Annotated in this window: 14 protein-coding genes; 11 read left to right on the forward strand and 3 right to left on the reverse strand. The window is 67.4% G+C overall.

Annotation, left to right across the window (positions count from 1 at the left end; all coding sequences use genetic code 11):
- Positions 1-69: 69 nt before the first annotated feature.
- Positions 70-1,422 (reverse strand): diguanylate cyclase, encoded by a 1,353-nt coding sequence (locus tag IAE41_RS02675; RefSeq protein ID WP_108746323.1) that lies wholly within the window; start codon positions 1,420-1,422, stop codon positions 70-72.
- 129 nt (positions 1,423-1,551) lie between these two features.
- On the opposite strand from IAE41_RS02675, the gene IAE41_RS02680 reads away from it, so the two are divergent.
- Positions 1,552-2,067, forward strand: coding sequence for a hypothetical protein (locus tag IAE41_RS02680; protein WP_234458257.1), 516 nt, complete (start codon positions 1,552-1,554; stop codon positions 2,065-2,067).
- 49 nt (positions 2,068-2,116) lie between these two features.
- Here IAE41_RS02680 and IAE41_RS02685 read toward each other — a convergent pair whose 3' ends face one another.
- Positions 2,117-3,727 carry an MASE1 domain-containing protein gene (locus IAE41_RS02685; protein ID WP_325166973.1) on the reverse strand — a complete coding sequence of 537 codons (1,611 nt, stop codon included), beginning with the start codon at positions 3,725-3,727 and terminating at the stop codon, positions 2,117-2,119.
- Positions 3,728-3,972: 245 nt separating this feature from the next.
- A complete protein-coding gene (locus IAE41_RS02690) occupies positions 3,973-5,250 on the reverse strand; it encodes an FAD-binding oxidoreductase (protein ID WP_200731991.1) in 1,278 nt (425 codons plus the stop codon).
- Between the two features lie 161 nt (positions 5,251-5,411).
- On the opposite strand from IAE41_RS02690, the gene IAE41_RS02695 reads away from it, so the two are divergent.
- The 10 genes from IAE41_RS02695 to IAE41_RS02740 all read left to right on the forward strand — a co-directional run bounded on the left by IAE41_RS02695 (position 5,412) and on the right by IAE41_RS02740 (position 17,746).
- Positions 5,412-6,173, forward strand: coding sequence for a gamma-glutamyl-gamma-aminobutyrate hydrolase family protein (locus tag IAE41_RS02695; RefSeq protein ID WP_200731992.1), 762 nt, complete (start codon positions 5,412-5,414; stop codon positions 6,171-6,173).
- On the forward strand, positions 6,170-7,567 hold the full coding sequence (locus IAE41_RS02700; protein ID WP_079221322.1) for a glutamine synthetase family protein: 1,398 nt from the start codon (positions 6,170-6,172) through the stop codon (positions 7,565-7,567). Before IAE41_RS02695 ends, IAE41_RS02700 begins: the two co-directional genes overlap by 4 nt.
- Before the next feature lie 94 nt (positions 7,568-7,661).
- On the forward strand, positions 7,662-8,771 hold the full coding sequence (locus IAE41_RS02705) for a polyamine ABC transporter substrate-binding protein (RefSeq protein WP_108759639.1): 1,110 nt from the start codon (positions 7,662-7,664) through the stop codon (positions 8,769-8,771).
- Between the two features lie 227 nt (positions 8,772-8,998).
- Positions 8,999-10,168, forward strand: coding sequence for an HlyD family secretion protein (locus tag IAE41_RS02710; protein WP_200731993.1), 1,170 nt, complete (start codon positions 8,999-9,001; stop codon positions 10,166-10,168).
- Positions 10,165-11,721 (forward strand): DHA2 family efflux MFS transporter permease subunit, encoded by a 1,557-nt coding sequence (locus IAE41_RS02715; RefSeq protein WP_079221325.1) that lies wholly within the window; start codon positions 10,165-10,167, stop codon positions 11,719-11,721. The genes IAE41_RS02710 and IAE41_RS02715 overlap by 4 nt, the downstream gene beginning before the upstream one ends.
- Complete coding sequence (locus IAE41_RS02720) at positions 11,721-13,262, forward strand: efflux transporter outer membrane subunit (protein WP_200731994.1); 1,542 nt, start codon at positions 11,721-11,723, stop codon at positions 13,260-13,262. The genes IAE41_RS02715 and IAE41_RS02720 overlap by 1 nt, the downstream gene beginning before the upstream one ends.
- A 129-nt stretch (positions 13,263-13,391) precedes the next feature.
- Positions 13,392-14,528 carry a polyamine ABC transporter ATP-binding protein gene (gene potA / locus IAE41_RS02725; protein ID WP_079221327.1) on the forward strand — a complete coding sequence of 379 codons (1,137 nt, stop codon included), beginning with the start codon at positions 13,392-13,394 and terminating at the stop codon, positions 14,526-14,528.
- Positions 14,525-15,457, forward strand: a complete 933-nt coding sequence (locus IAE41_RS02730) for an ABC transporter permease subunit (protein WP_079221328.1) — start codon at positions 14,525-14,527, stop codon at positions 15,455-15,457. Before potA ends, IAE41_RS02730 begins: the two co-directional genes overlap by 4 nt.
- Complete coding sequence (locus tag IAE41_RS02735) at positions 15,454-16,296, forward strand: ABC transporter permease subunit (protein WP_079221329.1); 843 nt, start codon at positions 15,454-15,456, stop codon at positions 16,294-16,296. The genes IAE41_RS02730 and IAE41_RS02735 overlap by 4 nt, the downstream gene beginning before the upstream one ends.
- Positions 16,297-16,381: 85 nt before the next feature.
- The gene (locus IAE41_RS02740; RefSeq protein ID WP_200731995.1) at positions 16,382-17,746 is read left to right on the forward strand and encodes an NAD-dependent succinate-semialdehyde dehydrogenase; all 1,365 of its coding nucleotides are present in this window, start codon (positions 16,382-16,384) and stop codon (positions 17,744-17,746) included.
- The last annotated feature ends 68 nt before the right edge of the window (positions 17,747-17,814 follow it).

A 17,814-nucleotide genomic window follows, 5' to 3' on the forward strand; every position in this document is an offset into this window, starting at 1 on the left:
CCGGCTCCCCTTCATTTTCATGTCGGGGCCGACTTTAGGGCGGCCGCGCTCAGGCGGCGTTGATCTGGATCAAAGCGCGCCGGCCATCGCCGCTTCGCGTGGGCGCAGCGGGCTGGCCACGGTGGTGCAGCTGACCCGGTTGCGGCCGGCTGCCTTGGCCAGGTAGAGCTGGCGGTCGGCTTCGGAGATGAGCCGGTGCAGCGCATCGCGCTGCGGGCGCAGGCAGCACAGGCCGATGCTGACGGTCATGCGCAGGGTGGCGGTGCCGATGTCCACTTCCAGCGCGGCGATGCGCTGGCGCAGCTCCTCGAAGTAGACGATGGCTTCATCCTGCTCCATCTCCGGCACCAGCAGGCAGAACTCTTCGCCGCCGAAGCGTGCGATCAGGTCCTGGCTGCGTGCGTGGTCGCCCACTGCACGTGCCACTGCGCGCAGCGCATCGTCGCCGGCCTCATGGCCATGGGTGTCGTTGATGTGCTTGAAGTGGTCGATGTCGATCATCGCCACCGCCACGCACTGGCCATGCAGCTGCAGCTGCGGCAGTTGGCGCTGGCTCTGTTCCAGGAAGCAGCGGCGGTTGGGCAGGCCGGTGAGGAAATCGCGGGTGGCCAGGTCCTGCAGGGTGCCGATCAGCTCCAGCTGGTCGACGTTCTGCGACACGCGGCAGAAGAATTCCTCGCGCGAAAAGGGTTTCCGCAGGAAATCGTTGGCGCCGTTCTTCAGGAAGCGCGGGATCAGCGAGGCGTCGGTGTTGCCGGAGATGCCGATCACCGCCACCTTGTCGCGCGAACGCAGGGTACGCAGGCGGCGGGTGAATTCCACGCCCTGCATGCCCGGCATTTCCTGGTCGACCACCGCCAGGCGGATCGCCGGGTGTGCCTCGATGGCCGCAAGGCCTTCGGCGCCATCGGCGGCCTCGAACACTTCATGGCCGTACATGCGCAGCAGTGCGGCGGCGTAGCCGCGGGCCGACGGTGAATCATCCACCACCAGCGCGGCGATGCGACGGTTGCGTTCGAGCCGCTGCACCAGCCACACCAGGTAGTCGACGCTGCCGGGCGTGTTCTTCAGCACGTAATCGATGATCTGCTGCTGCAGCACGCGCTTGCGCAGGTCTTCGTCATACACGCTGCTGACCACCACGGTGGGCAGGTCGCGCTTGAGGAAGAACTCGACGACCGCATCGCGGTCACCGTCGGCCAGCACCAGCCCGGTCAGGACCAGGAACCAGCCACCTTCGTCGCTCAGCAGTCGGCCCGCCTCGGCCAGGGTGGAGGCCACCACCACCGGCAGTTCCAGGCGCTGTTCAATGGCTTCGCGCAGCATTCCAGTGAACGCGCGTGAGTTCTCCACCAGCAGGATCCGCTGCGGAAGGGGGTCGGCCAGGTCGCCATCGACAACGACCTGCGGGAGGACGGGCATGGTGCGGAGGCTCACGTGAGGGAGGGGCGCTCGGGATGGGTAGCGGCGGTTGCGGAAGAAACTTTAGCCCGAGGATGTGATCTGCCGGCAGCAGAGGCTGACTTATAGTATCGAGCGGGTGTCTGTCGCATGCACGAATGCGGGCCCTCCTGCGGCACCCTGGAGGGAATCAATTTACATTTTCCGGACAGCGATCCTGCTGTCCCAGATGAGGAGGTGGATGTGCGAATCTCATACGTTCGGGCGCTTGTTCTGGCGCTGCTGGCAGTCCTTCCCGTGGTAGCGTCCGCTCAGTCGGATGACCATGGCATCCGGTTGGCAAAGCGCGGTCTTGGCCAGGCCAATCCCGTTGCGGTCAACCTGAGCCAGGACACCAACTGGTTGCTCTATGGCTTCCAGCGCGACGGCATCAGCTATTTCCAGGTGAATGATCTGGCGGGCCGCGTGGAGTTGATCATCGGCAATGCCGGGGATGAATTCTGGGTTCTTCCCGCCGGTGAAAGCCTGGCGCGGGTGTCCCTGCCGGGCCGCGAGCTGCCCTTGCCGGGCGGTGCGGTGCGAACGGTGGTGTACCGCGGCAGCGATTTCACGCTCGTCCGCTACGGCGCCGGTGTGGACGCGCTGTGGTCGGTGGAAACGCCGTAAGCCACGGGCCAGCAGGCTGCTTCGGCACCTGCTGGCTTCCGGCCTGCGACTACGCGCGGGTCTGGCTCCATGCGGACGGCGATGCAGACTGCAGCCCGGCAGGTCCGTGGCCGGGCACGGATGATCGTTCGCTGCTTGGCTCGACCAGCAGCATCCTGATGCGGTTGTGACGCGTTCGGACCGTTCCGCCGAATGCCAGCATGCGTCCGGCCAGCCGATCTGCAGCCAATTCGCCCGTGTCGGAGGAAAGGGCGCGGTGCGGGTCCAGCAACGCAACGGTCATGACGATGCCGCGCTGCCCACGGCCACGGACACAGCGCGTACGGACGACGATCTGGCCCGTCTCGTGCTTGAGCATCAGTGAAACGGCATCGATGAGCGTGCGGTAGGCCAGGAGTTGCAGGTCGAGGCTGAGGTTGCAGGGATCACCACTCAAGCGCGGGTCAACCACCCGATGCGTCCCGTTCCATGCAGCCCGCACGCCACCGGCCTGCAGGGCGACATACAGGCCGAGCTGCTCGAGTGCCGTCGGGTAGACCATGCTTGCCTGTTCGCGGAACAGGCGCGAGTGCACCGTGGCGGTGTGCAGCAGGCTGTTGGCAATGGACTGGTGGCCTTGCGACGTCAGCCAGTTCACGACTTCCGTCAGTGAAAGATCGATGCCATCGCCGAGCCTGCGCAGGCTGATCGCACGTTCGCGCAGTTCCATTTCACTGGCGACGTGGGAGCTGCGGGCAAGCGAGATCGCCTTTTTCTCGCTGGACTCACGCTGGCGATAGCGGCGGTGGTACTGGGAAATGCGTGCGCCCAGCAGCAGCAACGCAATGCCGGTAATGGCCATGACCTGCTGGGTGGCAAGGACCGTCGCGTCAAACGTGGCAGGGTAGGGCTTGGGCATGCTCAGGCCGATCATCAGATTGAGCAGTGGCACGCCGACGGCTGCACCTTTCCAGCCGTGCAGGCCGGTCAGGACGACGGCCGGCAGGGCAAGCAGCAGTTGTATGGATGTGCGGGCCGCTGCCGACTCATCCGGCATCCAGGCGGCCATGATTCCCAGCACGATCATCGATACAACCGCCAGGGTCGTGGTGCCAAGGTACTCACGCTTCAACGTCGGCTCGGCGTGCCTTGCCGCCCAGACCAGCGCCAGCGGTGCGACGGTGAGGATGCCCAGGAAATCACCGGTCGTGAAGCGTCCGGCGCGGGTGAGAAACGCTGTCAGTGTGTCGCTGGGAGCTGATGGCCACAGCGCATGGGAGAGCCCGAGGTTGGTCAGTGTGACCACGACCGACGCGGCGGCGGCGATGACCAGCAGCCCGGCGTTGGTCGATCGCGACATCAGCTGTTTCGATCGATGGACGATCAGCATCACCGCGGGCATCAGCAGCGTAGAGGCCAGGATGACCCAGGCAATGCCGTATTTCTCGATCAGCGGATAACGGATCTGGGCGAAGTAGGCGTATTCGCCCAGCAGAAGATAAGGCCACAGTCGCGGTGGACACAGGAGCAGGGCGGCAACCCGGATGCCGGCAGGCAGGTAGAACTGGTCAAACGACAGCTGCCGTGCGCCCCAGCATGCAATCGCGTACAGCGCAGCCAGGGCAAGACCTGCCGGATGGATGCGCAACTTCAACTGCAGGCCTTCATTCCACCAGTTCAATCGTACTTCCCCTTCCTGTCTACGTACCCTGTCAGCTTCCATTCGCCGCGGGCCCCGGTTGGACCGACGGTATCGGCAGGCGTCCGAATATGCAATCGCCGCACGCCTGAATTCCACAAGTGAGAAAGTCATCACACCAATGGTGTGATTTACCTAAGTCACCCTGCAGCGGGAACGCGGCAGCCCTTTGATAATGAGGTCGTTCTGATTGGTGCGTGTGCCGGGATAATCCGGCCGCGGCCGTGCTACCACAGTGCGTCGCGCAGCTTGTACCAGGACATCGCCGCCACCAGCAGCGGCATGCGCAGCAGCCGGCCGCCCGGGAACGGCGCGTGCTGCAGGCGCTGGAACACATCCAGGCGTGCGCTCTGGCCGTCGATGGCGGCAGCAATCACTTCGCCCGCCAGGCCGGCGGCGGCCACGCCGTGCCCGGAGAAACCCTGGGCAAAATAAAGGTTGCCGTCCAGCCGGCCCCAGTGCGGCGCACGGTTGCGGGTGATGTCCACATAGCCGCCCCAGACCTGCTCGAGGGCCACGTCGGCCAGCTGCGGGAAGACCTCGTGCATGCGCCGCTGCATCACCCCGCGCAGCCCCGGCGGCGGCAACGCCGAATAGCTGGCACGGCCACCGAACAGCAGGCGGTGATCATGGCTGAGGCGGAAGTAATCCAGGGCCCAGGCGGTGTCAGCCACTGCCATGTCGTTGCGGATCAGCTGCCGCGCGCGCTCGGCGCCCAGCGGCGCGCTGGCGCCGATGTAGGTGCCGACCGGCATGACGCGGCACTCCAGTTCCGGCAGCAGCCCCTGCAGCAAGGCGTTGCCAGCCACCACCAGGTGCGCGGCACGTACGCTGCCCTGCACGGTATGCAGGGTGGCCTGCGCGCCGCGCTGCACGCGGGTGACCGGTGAGTGTTCGTGGATGGCCACGCCGGCCGCGCGGGCGGCATCGGCCAGGCCGCGGGCGTAGGCCAGCGGATGCAGGTGCGCGCTGAGCGGGTCGAACATCGCGGCGCGGTAACGCGGGCTGTCCAGCTGGGCGTGCAGGACGTCACGCTCCCACCATTGCATGGGGTAATCGTAGTGGCGCTGCAGGTGTTCGCAGCCGGCGCGCAGGTCGCGTTCGTGGCGCGCGCGGATCGCCACGCTGGCATGGCCTTCCACCCAGTGGCAGTCGATGCCGTGCCGCGCGATGCGCTGGCGCATCGACTGCACCGCCTCGCGCGACCAGTCGAACAGGTGGCGGGCGTCGTCGCGGCCGAGCTGGCGTTCCAGCTCATCCACCTCGCAGCCGTAACCCACCAGCGCCTGGCCGCCGTTGCGTCCCGACGCTCCCCAGCCGATGCGCTGGGCTTCCAGCAGCACCACGCGGTAGCCGCGCTGGGCCAGCTCCAGTGCGGCGGTCAGGCCGGTGTAACCGGCGCCGAGCACGGCCACGTCGGCCTGCACGTCTCCCCGCAACGGCGGCAGCGCGGCCGGCTCGGGCAGGCTGCTGGCGTACCAGCTGGGCGGGAAATCCGCGCTCACGGCAGGCCTCGCGGGCGCGCGATGCAGGGACAGGGCGGGGGAGGGCGATCACTGTTCACCCGTATAGTCTGGCCGATACGCGCGCGCTGGGGTGTGACGGCGACGACTTGCCGCCTGCGCGCGCCGACGGGTATTTTGGCTCCACGCTAAGGAGTTTCCCCATGCGCCGCCTGCCCTGGGTGGGCCTGCCCACCGACAGCACCGTGCTCGGCCATCACCGTTTCGCGGTGGCTGGGGAAAAGTACGTGCGCGCGCTGGTCGATGCGGCGGCGGTCACTCCGCTGGTGCTGCCCAGCCTGCAGCCACCGCTGCCGGCCGACGACTGGCTGCAGGGGCTGGATGGCCTGCTGTTGACCGGGGCGGTCAGCAATATCGAACCGCAGCACTATGAGGGCGGCCGCAGCTGGCCGGGCAACCTGCACGACCCCGCGCGCGATGGCAACGCCTTTGCCCTGCTGCAGGCCGCGCTGGCGCGGGATCTGCCGGTGCTGGCGATCTGCCGCGGTTTCCAGGAATTGAACGTGGCACTGGGCGGCAGCCTGCATCCGCAGGTACATGCAGTACCCGGCCTGTCCGACCATCGCGAGGACCCGCAGGCGCCGGTCGAGGTGCAGTATGGCCCGGCGCACGCCGTCAGCCTGGCCCGGGGTGGCTGGCTCGCACAGTGGCAGGGCAGCGAGCGGGCACAGGTCAATTCCGTGCATGGGCAGGGCATCGCGCGGCTGGCCGATGGCCTGCAGGTGGAGGCGTGGGCCGATGATGGCCTCGTTGAAGCTGCACGCAGCAGCGACCATTGCTTCGTGCTCGGCGTACAGTGGCACCCGGAGTGGCGTGTCATGCAGGCGCCGTTCTATCACGCTATTTTCCGTGCTTTCGGCCAAGCTTGCCGGCAGTACCAACAGAACCGACTGGATTCCCGATGAGTTCCCGACCTCGCCCGCGCAAGACGGCCACGCCCCCCGCACCGCAGGAAAGCAGCCTGCTGCGCTGGCTGAAGGAGCGGCGCATCACCGAGGTCGAATGCCTGGTGCCGGACATCACCGGCAACGCGCGCGGCAAGATCATCCCCGCCGACAAGTTCTCGCACGACTACGGCACGCGCCTGCCCGAAGGCATCTTCGCCACCACGGTCACCGGTGAATTCCCCGACGATTACTACGACCTGACCTCGCCGTCGGACTCGGACATGATGCTGCGGCCCGACCCGGACACGGTGCGCATGGTGCCGTGGGCGGCCGATGCCACCGCGCAGGTCATCCATGACTGCTACACCAAGACCGGCGAGCCGCATGAGCTGGCCCCGCGCAACGTCCTGCGCCGGGTGCTGGCCGCGTACGCCGAACTGGGCCTGCGCCCGGTGGTGGCGCCGGAGCTGGAATTCTTCCTGGTACAGAAGAACACCGACCCGGATTTCCCGCTGCTGCCGCCGGCCGGTCGTTCCGGGCGCCCGGAGACGGCGCGGCAGTCGTATTCGATCGATGCGGTCAACGAGTTCGATCCCATCCTCGACCTGATGTACGACTACGCCGATGCGATGAAGCTGGACGTGGACACGCTGATCCACGAATCCGGCGCGGCGCAGCTGGAAGTGAACTTCACCCACGCCGATGCGATGGACCTGGCCGACCAGGTGTTCCTGTTCAAGCGCACCATGCGCGAGGCGGCGATGCGCCACGGCGTGTACGCCACCTTCCTGGCCAAGCCGATGGAGAACGAGCCGGGCAGCGCCATGCACATCCACCAGAGCCTGGTGCGGGTGAGCGACGGCAGCAACGTGTTCACCGGCGAGACCCATGGCGAGGGCGAGTTCAGCCCGGTGTTCGGCCATTACCTGGGCGGCCTGCAGAAGTACGTGCCGCAGGCGATGGCCTTCTTCGCGCCGAACGTCAATTCCTACCGGCGCCTGGTGTTCGGCGAGGTCTCGCCGAGCAACGTGCACTGGGGCTACGACAACCGCACCTGTGGCCTGCGCGTGCCGCTGGACACGCCGGAGAACATGCGGGTGGAAAGCCGCTTCGCCGGCTCCGATGCCAACCCCTACCTGGCGATGGCCGCCACCCTGGCCTGCGGCCTGCTGGGCATCCGCGAGCGGCTGGCCCCGGACGCCCCGGTGACAGGCAGCGCCAAGGAACTGGGCTACAACCTGCCGCGCTCGCTGGGCGAGGCGCTGGACGGGCTGGAACAGTGCGCCGAACTGCAGGCCCTGCTGGGCGAACGTTTCTGCCGGGCCTATATCTCGGTCAAGCGCAAGGAATACGAGACCTTCTTCCGCGTCATCAGCTCCTGGGAGCGCGAGTTCCTGCTGTTGAACGTGTGAAGGGCTGCAATTGATGAATGAGCCGCCGGGGGGTAGGCTGGCACCCGTCGCCGGCCCCGCCGGCCTCCCCCCATTCCGCATTCTGGAGCACCCGATGAAGCTGCGTATCCTCACGCTCGGCCTGGCCTCCGCCATGCTTGCCGCCTGTGGCGGTGGCAACGGTGGCGCGCAGGACAGCCAGGTCCTGAACGTCTACAACTACAGCGATTACATTGCCGAGGACACCATCCCGACCTTCGAGAAGGAGAGCGGGATCAAGGTGACCTACGACGTGTTCGACAGCGACGAGATGGTCGAGACCAAGCTGCTGGCCGGCAACAGCGGCTACGACGTGGTGGTGCCGACGCTGAACTTCTTCGGCCGCCAGATCCAGGCCGGCGTGTTCCTGCCGCTGGACAAGAGCAAGATCCCGAACCTGGCCAACCTGGACCCGTCGGTGATGAAGCGCATCGCCACCCAGGATCCGGACAACAAGTACGGCGTGCCGTACATGATCGGCACCACCGGCATCGGCTACAACGTGGACATGCTGAAGGAGCGTTTCGGCGGCAGCGCCGACATCGCCAACAGCTGGGACCTGATCTTCAAGCCGGAAAACATCAGCAAGATGAAGGACTGCGGCGTGACCATCCTGGACACGCCGGCGGACATGATCCCGATCGCCCTGCATTACTTGGGCCTGGACCCCCACAGCGGCGACCCGGCCGAGCTGCAGAAGGCCGCCGACCTGCTGAAGTCGATCCGTCCGTACGTGCAGAACTTCCACTCCTCGCAGTACGTGGGTTCGCTGGCCAATGGCGGCACCTGCCTGGTGGTGGGCTGGTCGGGTGACATCATCCAGGCCCGCGACCGCGCCGAGGAAGCGAGCAACGGCGTGCACGTGGCCTACTCGATCCCGAAGGAAGGCGCACCGCAGTGGTTCGACATGCTGGCGATCCCGAAGGACGCCAAGCACCCGGAAGCGGCCTACAAATTCATCAACTACCTGCTGGAACCGAAGGTCGCCGCGGCCAACACCAACTTCATCCACTACGCCAACCCGGTGCCGACCGCGACCCCGCTGGTGGACGAAGCCATCCGCACCGACCCGACCATCTACCCGCCGGCCGACGTCGCCGAGAAGATGTTCACCTACTCGATCAACACCCCGGAAACCGACAAGCTCTACACCCGCCTGTGGACCGAAGTGAAGACCGGCAAGTAGGTGCCGACCGTTGGTCGGCACGCTTTCTGGTAGGGCCGACCAACGGTCGGCCTCCACCAAGCAGAAAAACGGAGGCCAACGGCCTCCGTTTTTTTTTTGCCTTTGCCTCTGCTCTGCACCCTGCCAACCGGGAACTAATCGCAGGCACGCGACAAACGCTTTCACCTCACCTCCGCACCCCTTCCCCTACCGTCCCGTATGGCACCGACCACCGCCACGACAAGACAATGACCGACCACCCCCAGCGCACCGACGCCCCCACCGACGAAGACGCCTCCACCAAAGAGGACAAGCCTTCGCCGCTGAAGAACCCCAAGGTCCGCTGGACCCTGGCCCTCATCGGCATCGTCGTGGTCATCGCGCTGGTCGCCTGGCTCGTCTACCACCTGCTGGTCGGCCGATACCTGCAGGACACCAACAACGCCTACCTGCAGGCCGACGCCGTCGCCGTCGCCCCGCGCATCAACGGCTACGTCACCGAAGTGCTGGTGCAGGACAACCAGTGGGTCAAGGCCGGCGAACCGCTGCTGCGCATCGACCCGCGCACTTACCGCGCCACCCTGGACCAGGCCGAGGCGGTGATCGCCGTGCGCGAAGCCGATATCGCCGCCGCCGCCGCCGGCGTGCAGGGCCAGCAGTCCAGCCTGCTGCAGGCACGCACCCAGCTCACCGCTGCCACGGCCTCGCTGCGTTTCGGCAAGGCCGAGCTGGCCCGCTTCACCCCGCTGGCCGCCAGTGGCGCAGACACCCACGAACACGTGGAAAGCCTGCGCCACGACGTCGAACGCGCGCAGGCCCAGTACGACGCGGCCAAGGCACAGATCCAGGGCGCGCAGAGCCAGATCGAGGCCAGCCAGGCACAGCTGGAACAGGCCCAGGCCGGGCTCAAGCAGGCGCAGGCTGATGCCGCGCAGGCACGGGTCGCCTTCGAGGACACCGAGCTGCGCGCGCGCATCGACGGGCGCGTCGGCAACAAGACCGTGCAGGTGGGCCAGTTCGTCGCTGCCGGCACCCGCACCATGACCATCGTGCCGGTCGAATCGCTGTACCTCAGCGCGAATTTCAAGGAAACCCAGGTGGGATTGATGCGCGCCGGACAGCCCGCCGAGATCAAGGTCGATGCGCTGCCGGGCACCACCCTGCACGGCACGGTGGAAAGCATCTCGCCGGGCACCGGCTCGCAGTTCGCGCTGCTGCCGCCGCAGAACGCCACCGGCAACTTCACCAAGGTCGTGCAGCGCGTGCCGGTGCGCATCCGTGTCGATGCCGGAGCCGAGGCGCGCAAGGTACTGGTGCCGGGCATGTCGGTGGAAGTGACGGTCGATACGCGCAATGCCAAGGACGCGCGCCAGCGCACCCGCGACGAGGCCGAGGCCACGGCCGCACCGGCGCGATGAACGCCACCACCGCCCCCGCAGCGCCCGCCGCCGGAGGCAAGGCCGATGCCGGTGCGTGGCTGGCCGTGGCGGCCGGCACCATCGGCTCGTTCATGGCCACGCTGGATATCTCCATCGTCAACGCGGCGTTGCCCACCATCCAGGGCGAAGTCGGCGCCAGCGGCACCGAGGGCACCTGGATCTCCACCGCCTTCCTGGTCTCGGAAATCGTGATGATTCCGCTGACCGGCTGGTTCGTGCGCACGCTGGGCCTGCGCACCTTCCTGCTGATCTGCGCCACGCTGTTCACCGCGTTTTCGGTGATGTGCGGCCTGGCCGATTCGCTGCCGATGATGATCGCTGGCCGGGTAGGGCAGGGCTTTGCCGGTGGTGCGCTGATCCCCACGGCGCTGACCATCGTCGGCACGCGGCTGCCGCCGAAGCAGCAGCCGCTGGGCACCGCGCTGTTCGGCATGACCGTCATCCTCGGCCCGGTGATCGGCCCGCTGCTGGGCGGCTGGCTGACCGAGAACGTCAGTTGGCACTACGCGTTTTTCATCAACGTGCCGATCTGCGCCGGCCTGGTCGCCCTGCTGCTGCTCGGCCTGCCGCATGAGAAATCGAACTGGGGCGGGCTGCTGCGCGCCGACTGGCTGGGCATCCTCGGCATGACCGCCGGGCTGTCCGCGCTCACCGTGGTGCTGGAAGACGGCCAGCGCGAGCGCTGGTTCGAATCGACCATGATCGTGGTGCTCAGCCTCGTCTCGCTGCTGGGGTTTGCCCTGCTGGCGCTTTCCCAGTTCACCAGCAAGGCGCCGGTCATCCGCCTCAACATCCTGTTCCAGCGCAGTTTCGGCGCGGTGTTCGTGATGGTGATGGCGGTGGGCATGATCCTGTTCGGGGTCATGTACATGATCCCGCAGTTCCTGGCGATCATCGCCGGCTACAACACCGAGCAGGCCGGCTACGTGCTGCTGCTGGCGGGCCTGCCAACCATCCTGCTGATGCCGTTGATGCCGAAGATGCTGGAAACGGTGGACGTGCGCATCATGGTGTTCGGCGGCATGCTGTGCTTCGCCGCCGCCTGCTTCGTCAACCTGGGGCTGACGCCGGACAGCATCGGCCCGCACTTCGTCATCGGCCAGCTGCTGCAGGGCTGCGGCCTGGCGCTGGCGATGATGGCCCTGAACCAGGCGGCCATCACCTCGGTGCCGCGCGAATACACCAGCGATGCCTCGGGCCTGTTCAACGCCGCGCGCAACCTCGGCGGCTCGATCGGGCTGGCCATCATCTCCACCTTCCAGGAGCGTCGCGCCACCCTGCACATCGATGCGATCGGCAGCAGCGTCACCGCCAACTCGACCATTGCCCAGGACGCGTTGCATGCCTACGGCCAGCAGCTGGGCGATGCGACGCAGGCAATGGCGGTGCTGGCGCAGACCGTGCAGCTGCAGGCGATGGTGATGGCCTACAACGACCTGTTCTGGATCTTCGGCCTGATCGTGGTGGCGACCCTGCCCCTGGTGTTCCTGCTCAAGCCCCTGCCCAAGGGCGTTCCATTGGCGATGCACTGATGACTTCGACGACGCTCACCGCTTCCCTTCGCCTGCACCGGCTGTGGCCGGCCACGCTGCCGCTGCTGCTGGCCGGCTGCATGCTGGGCCCGGATTACGTGAAGCCGGACGTGGCTACCGGCGCCACCGCGCAGGCCCGGCTGCCGCGAGCGGCGCAGGCCGGCGTGCAGCCAGCCACGCCGCCCAGCCAGTGGTGGCGCGCACTGAACGATCCGCTGCTGGACCAGCTGGTGGACGAGGCGCTGCGCAACAGTCCCAACCTGCGCGCGGCGCAGGCCAAGCTGCTGGCCTCGCGCGCGCTGCAACGCCAGCGCCGCGCCGAGCAGCTGCCCAGCGTGGGCGCGGCTGCGGGCTATGCCAACGTCAAGGCGCCTGATTCCCTGGAAAGCAGCGTGCGTGGCCTCGGCGAGAACATCGCGGGCGTGGCCGAGGCCAACGGTCGCCCGCAGGAGGCGGCGCAGCTGCGCCAGCAGTTTGCCGATATCGATCTGGATACCGAGCTGTACGTGGCCGGCTTCGATGCCAGCTGGGAGTTGGATCTGTTCGGCCGCCGTCGCCGCGCGGCCGAACAGGCCGCCGCCGAAGCCGAGGCCAATGCGGCGGCGCTGGCCGATGCGCAGGTGCAGTTGGCGGCCGAGCTGGCGCAGGTCTACCTGGGCTACCGCAGCAGCCGCGAGCGCATCGCGCTGGCCGAGGACAACCTGCGCGCGGCCGATGACAGCCTGCAGCTGACCCGCCAGCGCCGCCAGCGCGGGGCCGATTCGGACCTGCAGGTCGAGCGCGCGCAGGCCCAGCTGCAACAGCAGCAGGCCGCGCTGCCACCGCTGCAGGCGCAGGCGGATGAGGCCCGCGATGTGCTGGCCCTGATGGTCGGCCGCGAGCCGGGCGCGCTGGATGCGCGGCTGGCCGCGGACCAGGCGCTGCCGGTGCTGCCGGCCAGCGTGCCGGTGGATGATGCCGGTGCGCTGATCCAGCGACGTCCGGATGTACGCAAGGCCGAGCGCGAGCTGGCGGCCTCCTCGGCGCAGATCGGCCAGGCGATTTCAGCCTACTTCCCGCAGGTGACCCTGCTGGGCACCATCGGTGCCGGGGCCACATCGCTGTCCGATCTGGGGCCGGATTCGGCGGCCACCATCGTCGCCCCCTTCCTGCGCTGGTCGTTGTTCGATTTCGGGGTGAACAAGGCGCGCGTGGCCCAGGCCCGGGCCGGCAACGAGGCGCGGCTGGCGGCCTACGAAGGCACGGTGCTGGCCGCGCTGCAGGACGCCAACACCGCCTTGGCACGCTTCGGTGCCGCCCGCCAGCAGCTGCAGGCCAGCGTCCGTGCCGAAGCCTCGGCGGACCGCTCGCTGGCGCTGATGAACCAGCGCCGGCAGGCGGGCGCCACCTCGCAGATCGACCTGCTGGACGTGCAGCGCCAGCGCCTGCAGGCGCAGGATGCCGCCGCCCAGGCGCGCCTGCAGCTGCTGGTGCGCTACGTGGGCCTGCAGAAGAGCCTGGGCCTGGGCTGGCAGGACGCCCCGCCGGTGGCCGCGCGGTGATGCGTTCCGCCGGGCCATGCCCCCGCGGGCCCTCCGGCCCGGTAGGTGCCGACCGTTGGTCGGCACGCATTTGCGCCCCCCGGCCGGTAGAATGGCCGCCGCTGTCCACCGCCCGCTCCCGGAGCCCCCATGCCCGTTGAAGCCCAGCCGGAAGCCGCCGTCGTCGATGCGAACGGTGCGCCCGGCTATCTTTCCATTCGTGACCTGCGCAAGGAATTCGACGGTTTCGTCGCCGTCGACGACGTCAACCTGGACGTGCGCAAGGGCGAGATCTTTGCCCTGCTCGGTGGCTCGGGCAGCGGTAAATCGACCCTGCTGCGCTGCCTGGGCGGCTTCGAGACGCCCACCAAGGGCAGCATCACCCTCGATGGCCAGCGCCTGGATGCACTGCCGCCGTACCAGCGGCCGGTCAACATGATGTTCCAGTCCTACGCCCTGTTCCCGCACATGACGGTCGAGCAGAACATCGCCTTCGGCCTGAAGCAGGATGGCCTGGCCAAGGATGCGATCAGCCGTCGCGTGGGCGAGATGCTGGACCTGGTGCAGATGGCGCACCTGGGCAAGCGCAAGCCGCACCAGCTGTCCGGCGGCCAGCAGCAGCGCGTGGCGCTGGCACGGTCGCTGGCCAAGGGGCCCAAGCTGCTGCTGCTGGACGAACCGATGGGCGCGCTGGACAAGAAGCTGCGCTCGCAGATGCAGCTGGAACTGGTCAGCATCATCGAATCCTCCGGCGTGACCTGCGTGATGGTCACCCACGACCAGGAAGAGGCCATGACCATGGCCACCCGCATCGCGGTGATGGATGCCGGCTGGATCCAGCAGGTCGGCAAGCCCGATGAGGTCTACGAGCAGCCCGCCAACCGTTTCGTTGCCGGCTTCATCGGCTCGGTCAACCTGTTTGAAGGGGTCATCGACGAGGACCTTCCCGAGTACGTGACCGTGCGCTCGCCGCTGTTCCCGGCGCCGGTCTACATCGCCCACGGCATCACCTGCTACGAAGGGCAGCCGGTCGCGTTCGCGCTGCGCCCGGAAAAAGTGATGATCGGCAAGGACGAGCCGGACGCGCCGACCAACAAGGCGCAGGGCGTGATCGAGGACATCGCCTATTTCGGCAGCCATTCGGTCTACCACGTGCGCCTGCCCAGTGGTGCCAAGGTGCTGGCCAACTTCGCCAACTCGCAGCGCTGGGCCAGCGATGGCCTGACCTGGGGCGACCAGGTGTGGGTGCACTGGCGTGACAACGACGGCGTGGTGCTGACCTCATGAGCGCGGCGGGCCTGAAGCGCTGGCTGCCGGGCACGCGTGCCACGGTCATCGGCATTCCCTACCTGTGGCTGCTGCTGTTCTTCGCGGTGCCGTTCCTGATCGTGCTGATGATCAGCTTCTCGCACAGCCGGGTCGGCTCGCCGCCGTATACCTGGCTGCTGCAGTACGTCGATGGCGCGTTCTCGCTGAAGCTCAACCTCGAGAACTACCTGGCGCTGTTCCGCGATTCGATCTACGCCCAGGCGTTCCTCAGCTCGATCAAGATCGCGGCCATCTCCACCTTCCTCACCCTGCTGATCGGCTACCCGATGGCCTATGCCATCGCGCGCCTGTCGCCGGCCGCGCGCAACGTAGCGATGATGCTGGTGGTGCTGCCGTCGTGGACCTCGTTCCTGATCCGCGTGTATGCGTGGAAGGCGATCCTGGACCGCAACGGCCTGCTCGACCAGTTCCTGCAGTTCACCGGCCTGCAATCGCTGATGACCAGCATGGGCCTGCCCAAGCTGCAGCTGATCGACACCCCGACCGCGGCCTACATCGGCATCGTCTACTGCTATCTGCCCTTCATGGTGCTGCCGCTGTACGCCAACCTGGTCAAGCACGACAACCGCCTGCTGGAAGCGGCCTACGATCTCGGCGCCAAGCCCTGGCAGGCCTTCCTGCGCATCACCCTGCCGTTGTCCAAGGCCGGCATCATCGCCGGCTGCATGCTGGTGATGATCCCGGCGGTGGGTGAATTCGTGATCCCGGAAATGCTCGGTGGCTCGGAGACGCTGATGGTCGGCCGCCAGCTGTGGAACGAGTTCTTCAACAACCGCAACTGGCCGGGCGCTTCGGCCATGGCGGTGGCGATGATCCTGCTGCTGCTGGTGCCCATCCTCTGGTTCAACCGATCCCAGCAGCGCCTGCTGGAAGGGAAACAGGCATGAGCCCGCGTAGCGCAAAGGGCCTGGGCCTGGGCGTGCTGGTGCTCGGCTTCGCCTTCCTGTACCTGCCGATCCTGCTGTTGATGTTCTATTCGTTCAACAGCTCGCGGCTGGCGATGGTCTGGGCCGGGTTTTCCACCCGCGCCTACAGCGATCTGTTCGCCGACCGCGCGCTGATGGATGCGATGTGGACCAGCCTGGTCGTGGCGTTCTGGACCGCCTGCACCGCCACCGTGCTGGGCACGCTGGCGGCGATGGTGATGACCCGCTTCCGCCGCTTCCGTGGCAAGCAGGTGTTTGGTGCGCTGGTTACCGCGCCACTGGTCATGCCCGATGTCATCCTGGGCTTCTCGCTGATGGCCCTGCTGGCCTCGATGGGCGCCATCCCCGGTTTCCCCGCGCGCGGCCTGGCCACCATCTGGATCGCCCACGTGACCTTCACCCTGTGCTTCGTCACCGTGGTGGTGTCCTCGCGCCTGCAGGAAATGGATCTCTCGCTGGAAGAAGCGGCGATGGACCTCGGCGCCAGCCGGCTGACGGTGTTCGGCCGCATCACCTTGCCGATCATCGCCCCGGCACTGGTCGCGGGCTGGCTGCTGGCCTTCACCCTGTCACTGGATGACGTGGTGGTTGCCAGCTTCGTCGCCACCCCGGGCTCGACCACGTTGCCGATGAAGGTGTTCGCCTCGGTGCGCATGGGCATCAGCCCGAAGATCAACGCGCTGGCAACCCTGCTGGTGTCGGCGGTGTCGGTGGCCGCAGTGATCGGCTGGTACATCAACGCGCGTGCCGAAAAGCGCCGCCAGCGCGACCTGCAGCTGGCCCGCCAGGACAACGGCTGAGGCCCGCACGCCGCCGCCATGCGGCGGCAACACCCGGCTCACGGGATCGGGCGCACACTGGGGATCTGCCTGATGGAGATCCCCCATGACCGTCGAAATCGTCAACCCGGCCACCGGCCTGGTCACCTACCGCCATGAACTGCTCGGCGCGGCCGACATCGAGCAGCGCCTGCAGGCCGCCGCCGACGCGTTCCCGGCGTGGGCCGAGCGCTCGCTGCAGGATCGCGGCGCCATCCTCAAAAGCATCGCCGCCCAGCTGCGCGCACGCCGCGACGACCTGCAGCAGGCGATGACCGGCGAGATGGGCAAGCTGAAGGCCGAGGCGCTGGCCGAGGTCGACAAATGCGCGGCCGCCTGCGAGTTCTATGCCGGCCACGCTGCCGATTACCTGAAGCCACAGATCATCGACACCGAGGCGCAGCGCAGCTATGTGCGCTATGAGCCGATTGGCTGCGTGTTCGCGGTGATGCCGTGGAATTTCCCGATCTGGCAGGTGTTCCGTTTCCTGGCCCCGGCGTTCATGGCCGGCAATGTCGCCCTGCTCAAGCACGCCAGCAACGTGCCGCAGTGCGCCGACCTGATCCTGGCAGTGTGCCGTGACGGCGGCCTGCCGGCAGGTGTGTTCGATGTGCTGCATATCAACAACGACCAGGCGGCCGATGTGCTGCGCGATGCGCGGGTGAAGGCGGTGACCCTGACCGGCAGCGAGCGGGCAGGGCGTTCGATTGCCTCCAACGCCGGCAGCCAGCTGAAGAAATCGGTGATGGAGCTCGGCGGCAGCGATGCCTTCGTCGTGCTCGACGACGCCGACCTGGACAAGACCGTCGCCGCCGCAGTGAAGTCGCGCTTCGACAACAGCGGGCAGACCTGCATCGCGGCCAAGCGCTTCATCGTGGTCGATGCGGTGGCCGATGCCTTCACCGACCGCTTCGTCGAGGCCGCCGGCCAGCGCCAGTACGGTGATCCGAACGAGCGTGGCACCACGCTGGCGCCGATGGCGCGTGCCGACCTGCGCGATGAACTGCACAAGCAGGTACAGGCCAGCGTGGCCAAGGGCGCGCGCGTGCGGGTGGGCGGCGAACCGATTGCCGGCACCCACGCGGGCTACCCGGCCACGGTGCTCGACCAGGTCGGGCCGGGCATGCCGGCCTACGACGAGGAGCTGTTCGGGCCGGTGGCCGCGGTGATCCGGGTCAAGGACGAAGCCGAGGCCCTGCGCGTGGCCAACGACACCCGCTTCGGCCTGGGCGGCAGCGTGTGGACCGCCGACGTGGTGCGCGGCGAGCGCTTCGCCCAGCGGATGGAATGCGGCGCGGCGTTCGTCAACGCCATCGTCAAGAGTGATGCGCGCCTGCCGTTCGGCGGCAGCAAGGAGTCGGGCTTCGGCCGCGAACTGGCCGACCACGGCATCCATGAGTTCATGAACATCAAGACCGTCTACGTGGCCTGATCCCGCTTCTGTAGAGTCGAGCCATGCTCGACTCTGCGCTCTCGTAGAGTCGAGCTTGCTCGACTGCT

Source organism: Stenotrophomonas sp. S39, assembly GCF_016624665.1.
GTDB lineage: Bacteria > Pseudomonadota > Gammaproteobacteria > Xanthomonadales > Xanthomonadaceae > Stenotrophomonas.

Excerpts from the sequence above, each read along its gene's own strand:
- IAE41_RS02695 (WP_200731992.1), top strand. The coding sequence starts at position 5,412 with ATGCGCCGCCTGCCCTGGGTGGGCCTGCCCACCGACAGCACCGTGCTC.
- IAE41_RS02710 (WP_200731993.1), top strand. The coding sequence starts at position 8,999 with ATGACCGACCACCCCCAGCGCACCGACGCCCCCACCGACGAAGACGCC.
- IAE41_RS02720 (WP_200731994.1), top strand. The coding sequence starts at position 11,721 with ATGACTTCGACGACGCTCACCGCTTCCCTTCGCCTGCACCGGCTGTGG.
- IAE41_RS02705 (WP_108759639.1), top strand. The coding sequence starts at position 7,662 with ATGAAGCTGCGTATCCTCACGCTCGGCCTGGCCTCCGCCATGCTTGCC.
- IAE41_RS02730 (WP_079221328.1), top strand. The coding sequence starts at position 14,525 with ATGAGCGCGGCGGGCCTGAAGCGCTGGCTGCCGGGCACGCGTGCCACG.
- IAE41_RS02715 (WP_079221325.1), top strand. The coding sequence starts at position 10,165 with ATGAACGCCACCACCGCCCCCGCAGCGCCCGCCGCCGGAGGCAAGGCC.
- IAE41_RS02740 (WP_200731995.1), top strand. The coding sequence starts at position 16,382 with ATGACCGTCGAAATCGTCAACCCGGCCACCGGCCTGGTCACCTACCGC.
- IAE41_RS02680 (WP_234458257.1), top strand. The coding sequence starts at position 1,552 with ATGCACGAATGCGGGCCCTCCTGCGGCACCCTGGAGGGAATCAATTTA.
- IAE41_RS02675 (WP_108746323.1), bottom strand. The coding sequence starts at position 1,422 with ATGCCCGTCCTCCCGCAGGTCGTTGTCGATGGCGACCTGGCCGACCCC.
- potA (WP_079221327.1), top strand. The coding sequence starts at position 13,392 with ATGCCCGTTGAAGCCCAGCCGGAAGCCGCCGTCGTCGATGCGAACGGT.
- IAE41_RS02735 (WP_079221329.1), top strand. The coding sequence starts at position 15,454 with ATGAGCCCGCGTAGCGCAAAGGGCCTGGGCCTGGGCGTGCTGGTGCTC.
- IAE41_RS02700 (WP_079221322.1), top strand. The coding sequence starts at position 6,170 with ATGAGTTCCCGACCTCGCCCGCGCAAGACGGCCACGCCCCCCGCACCG.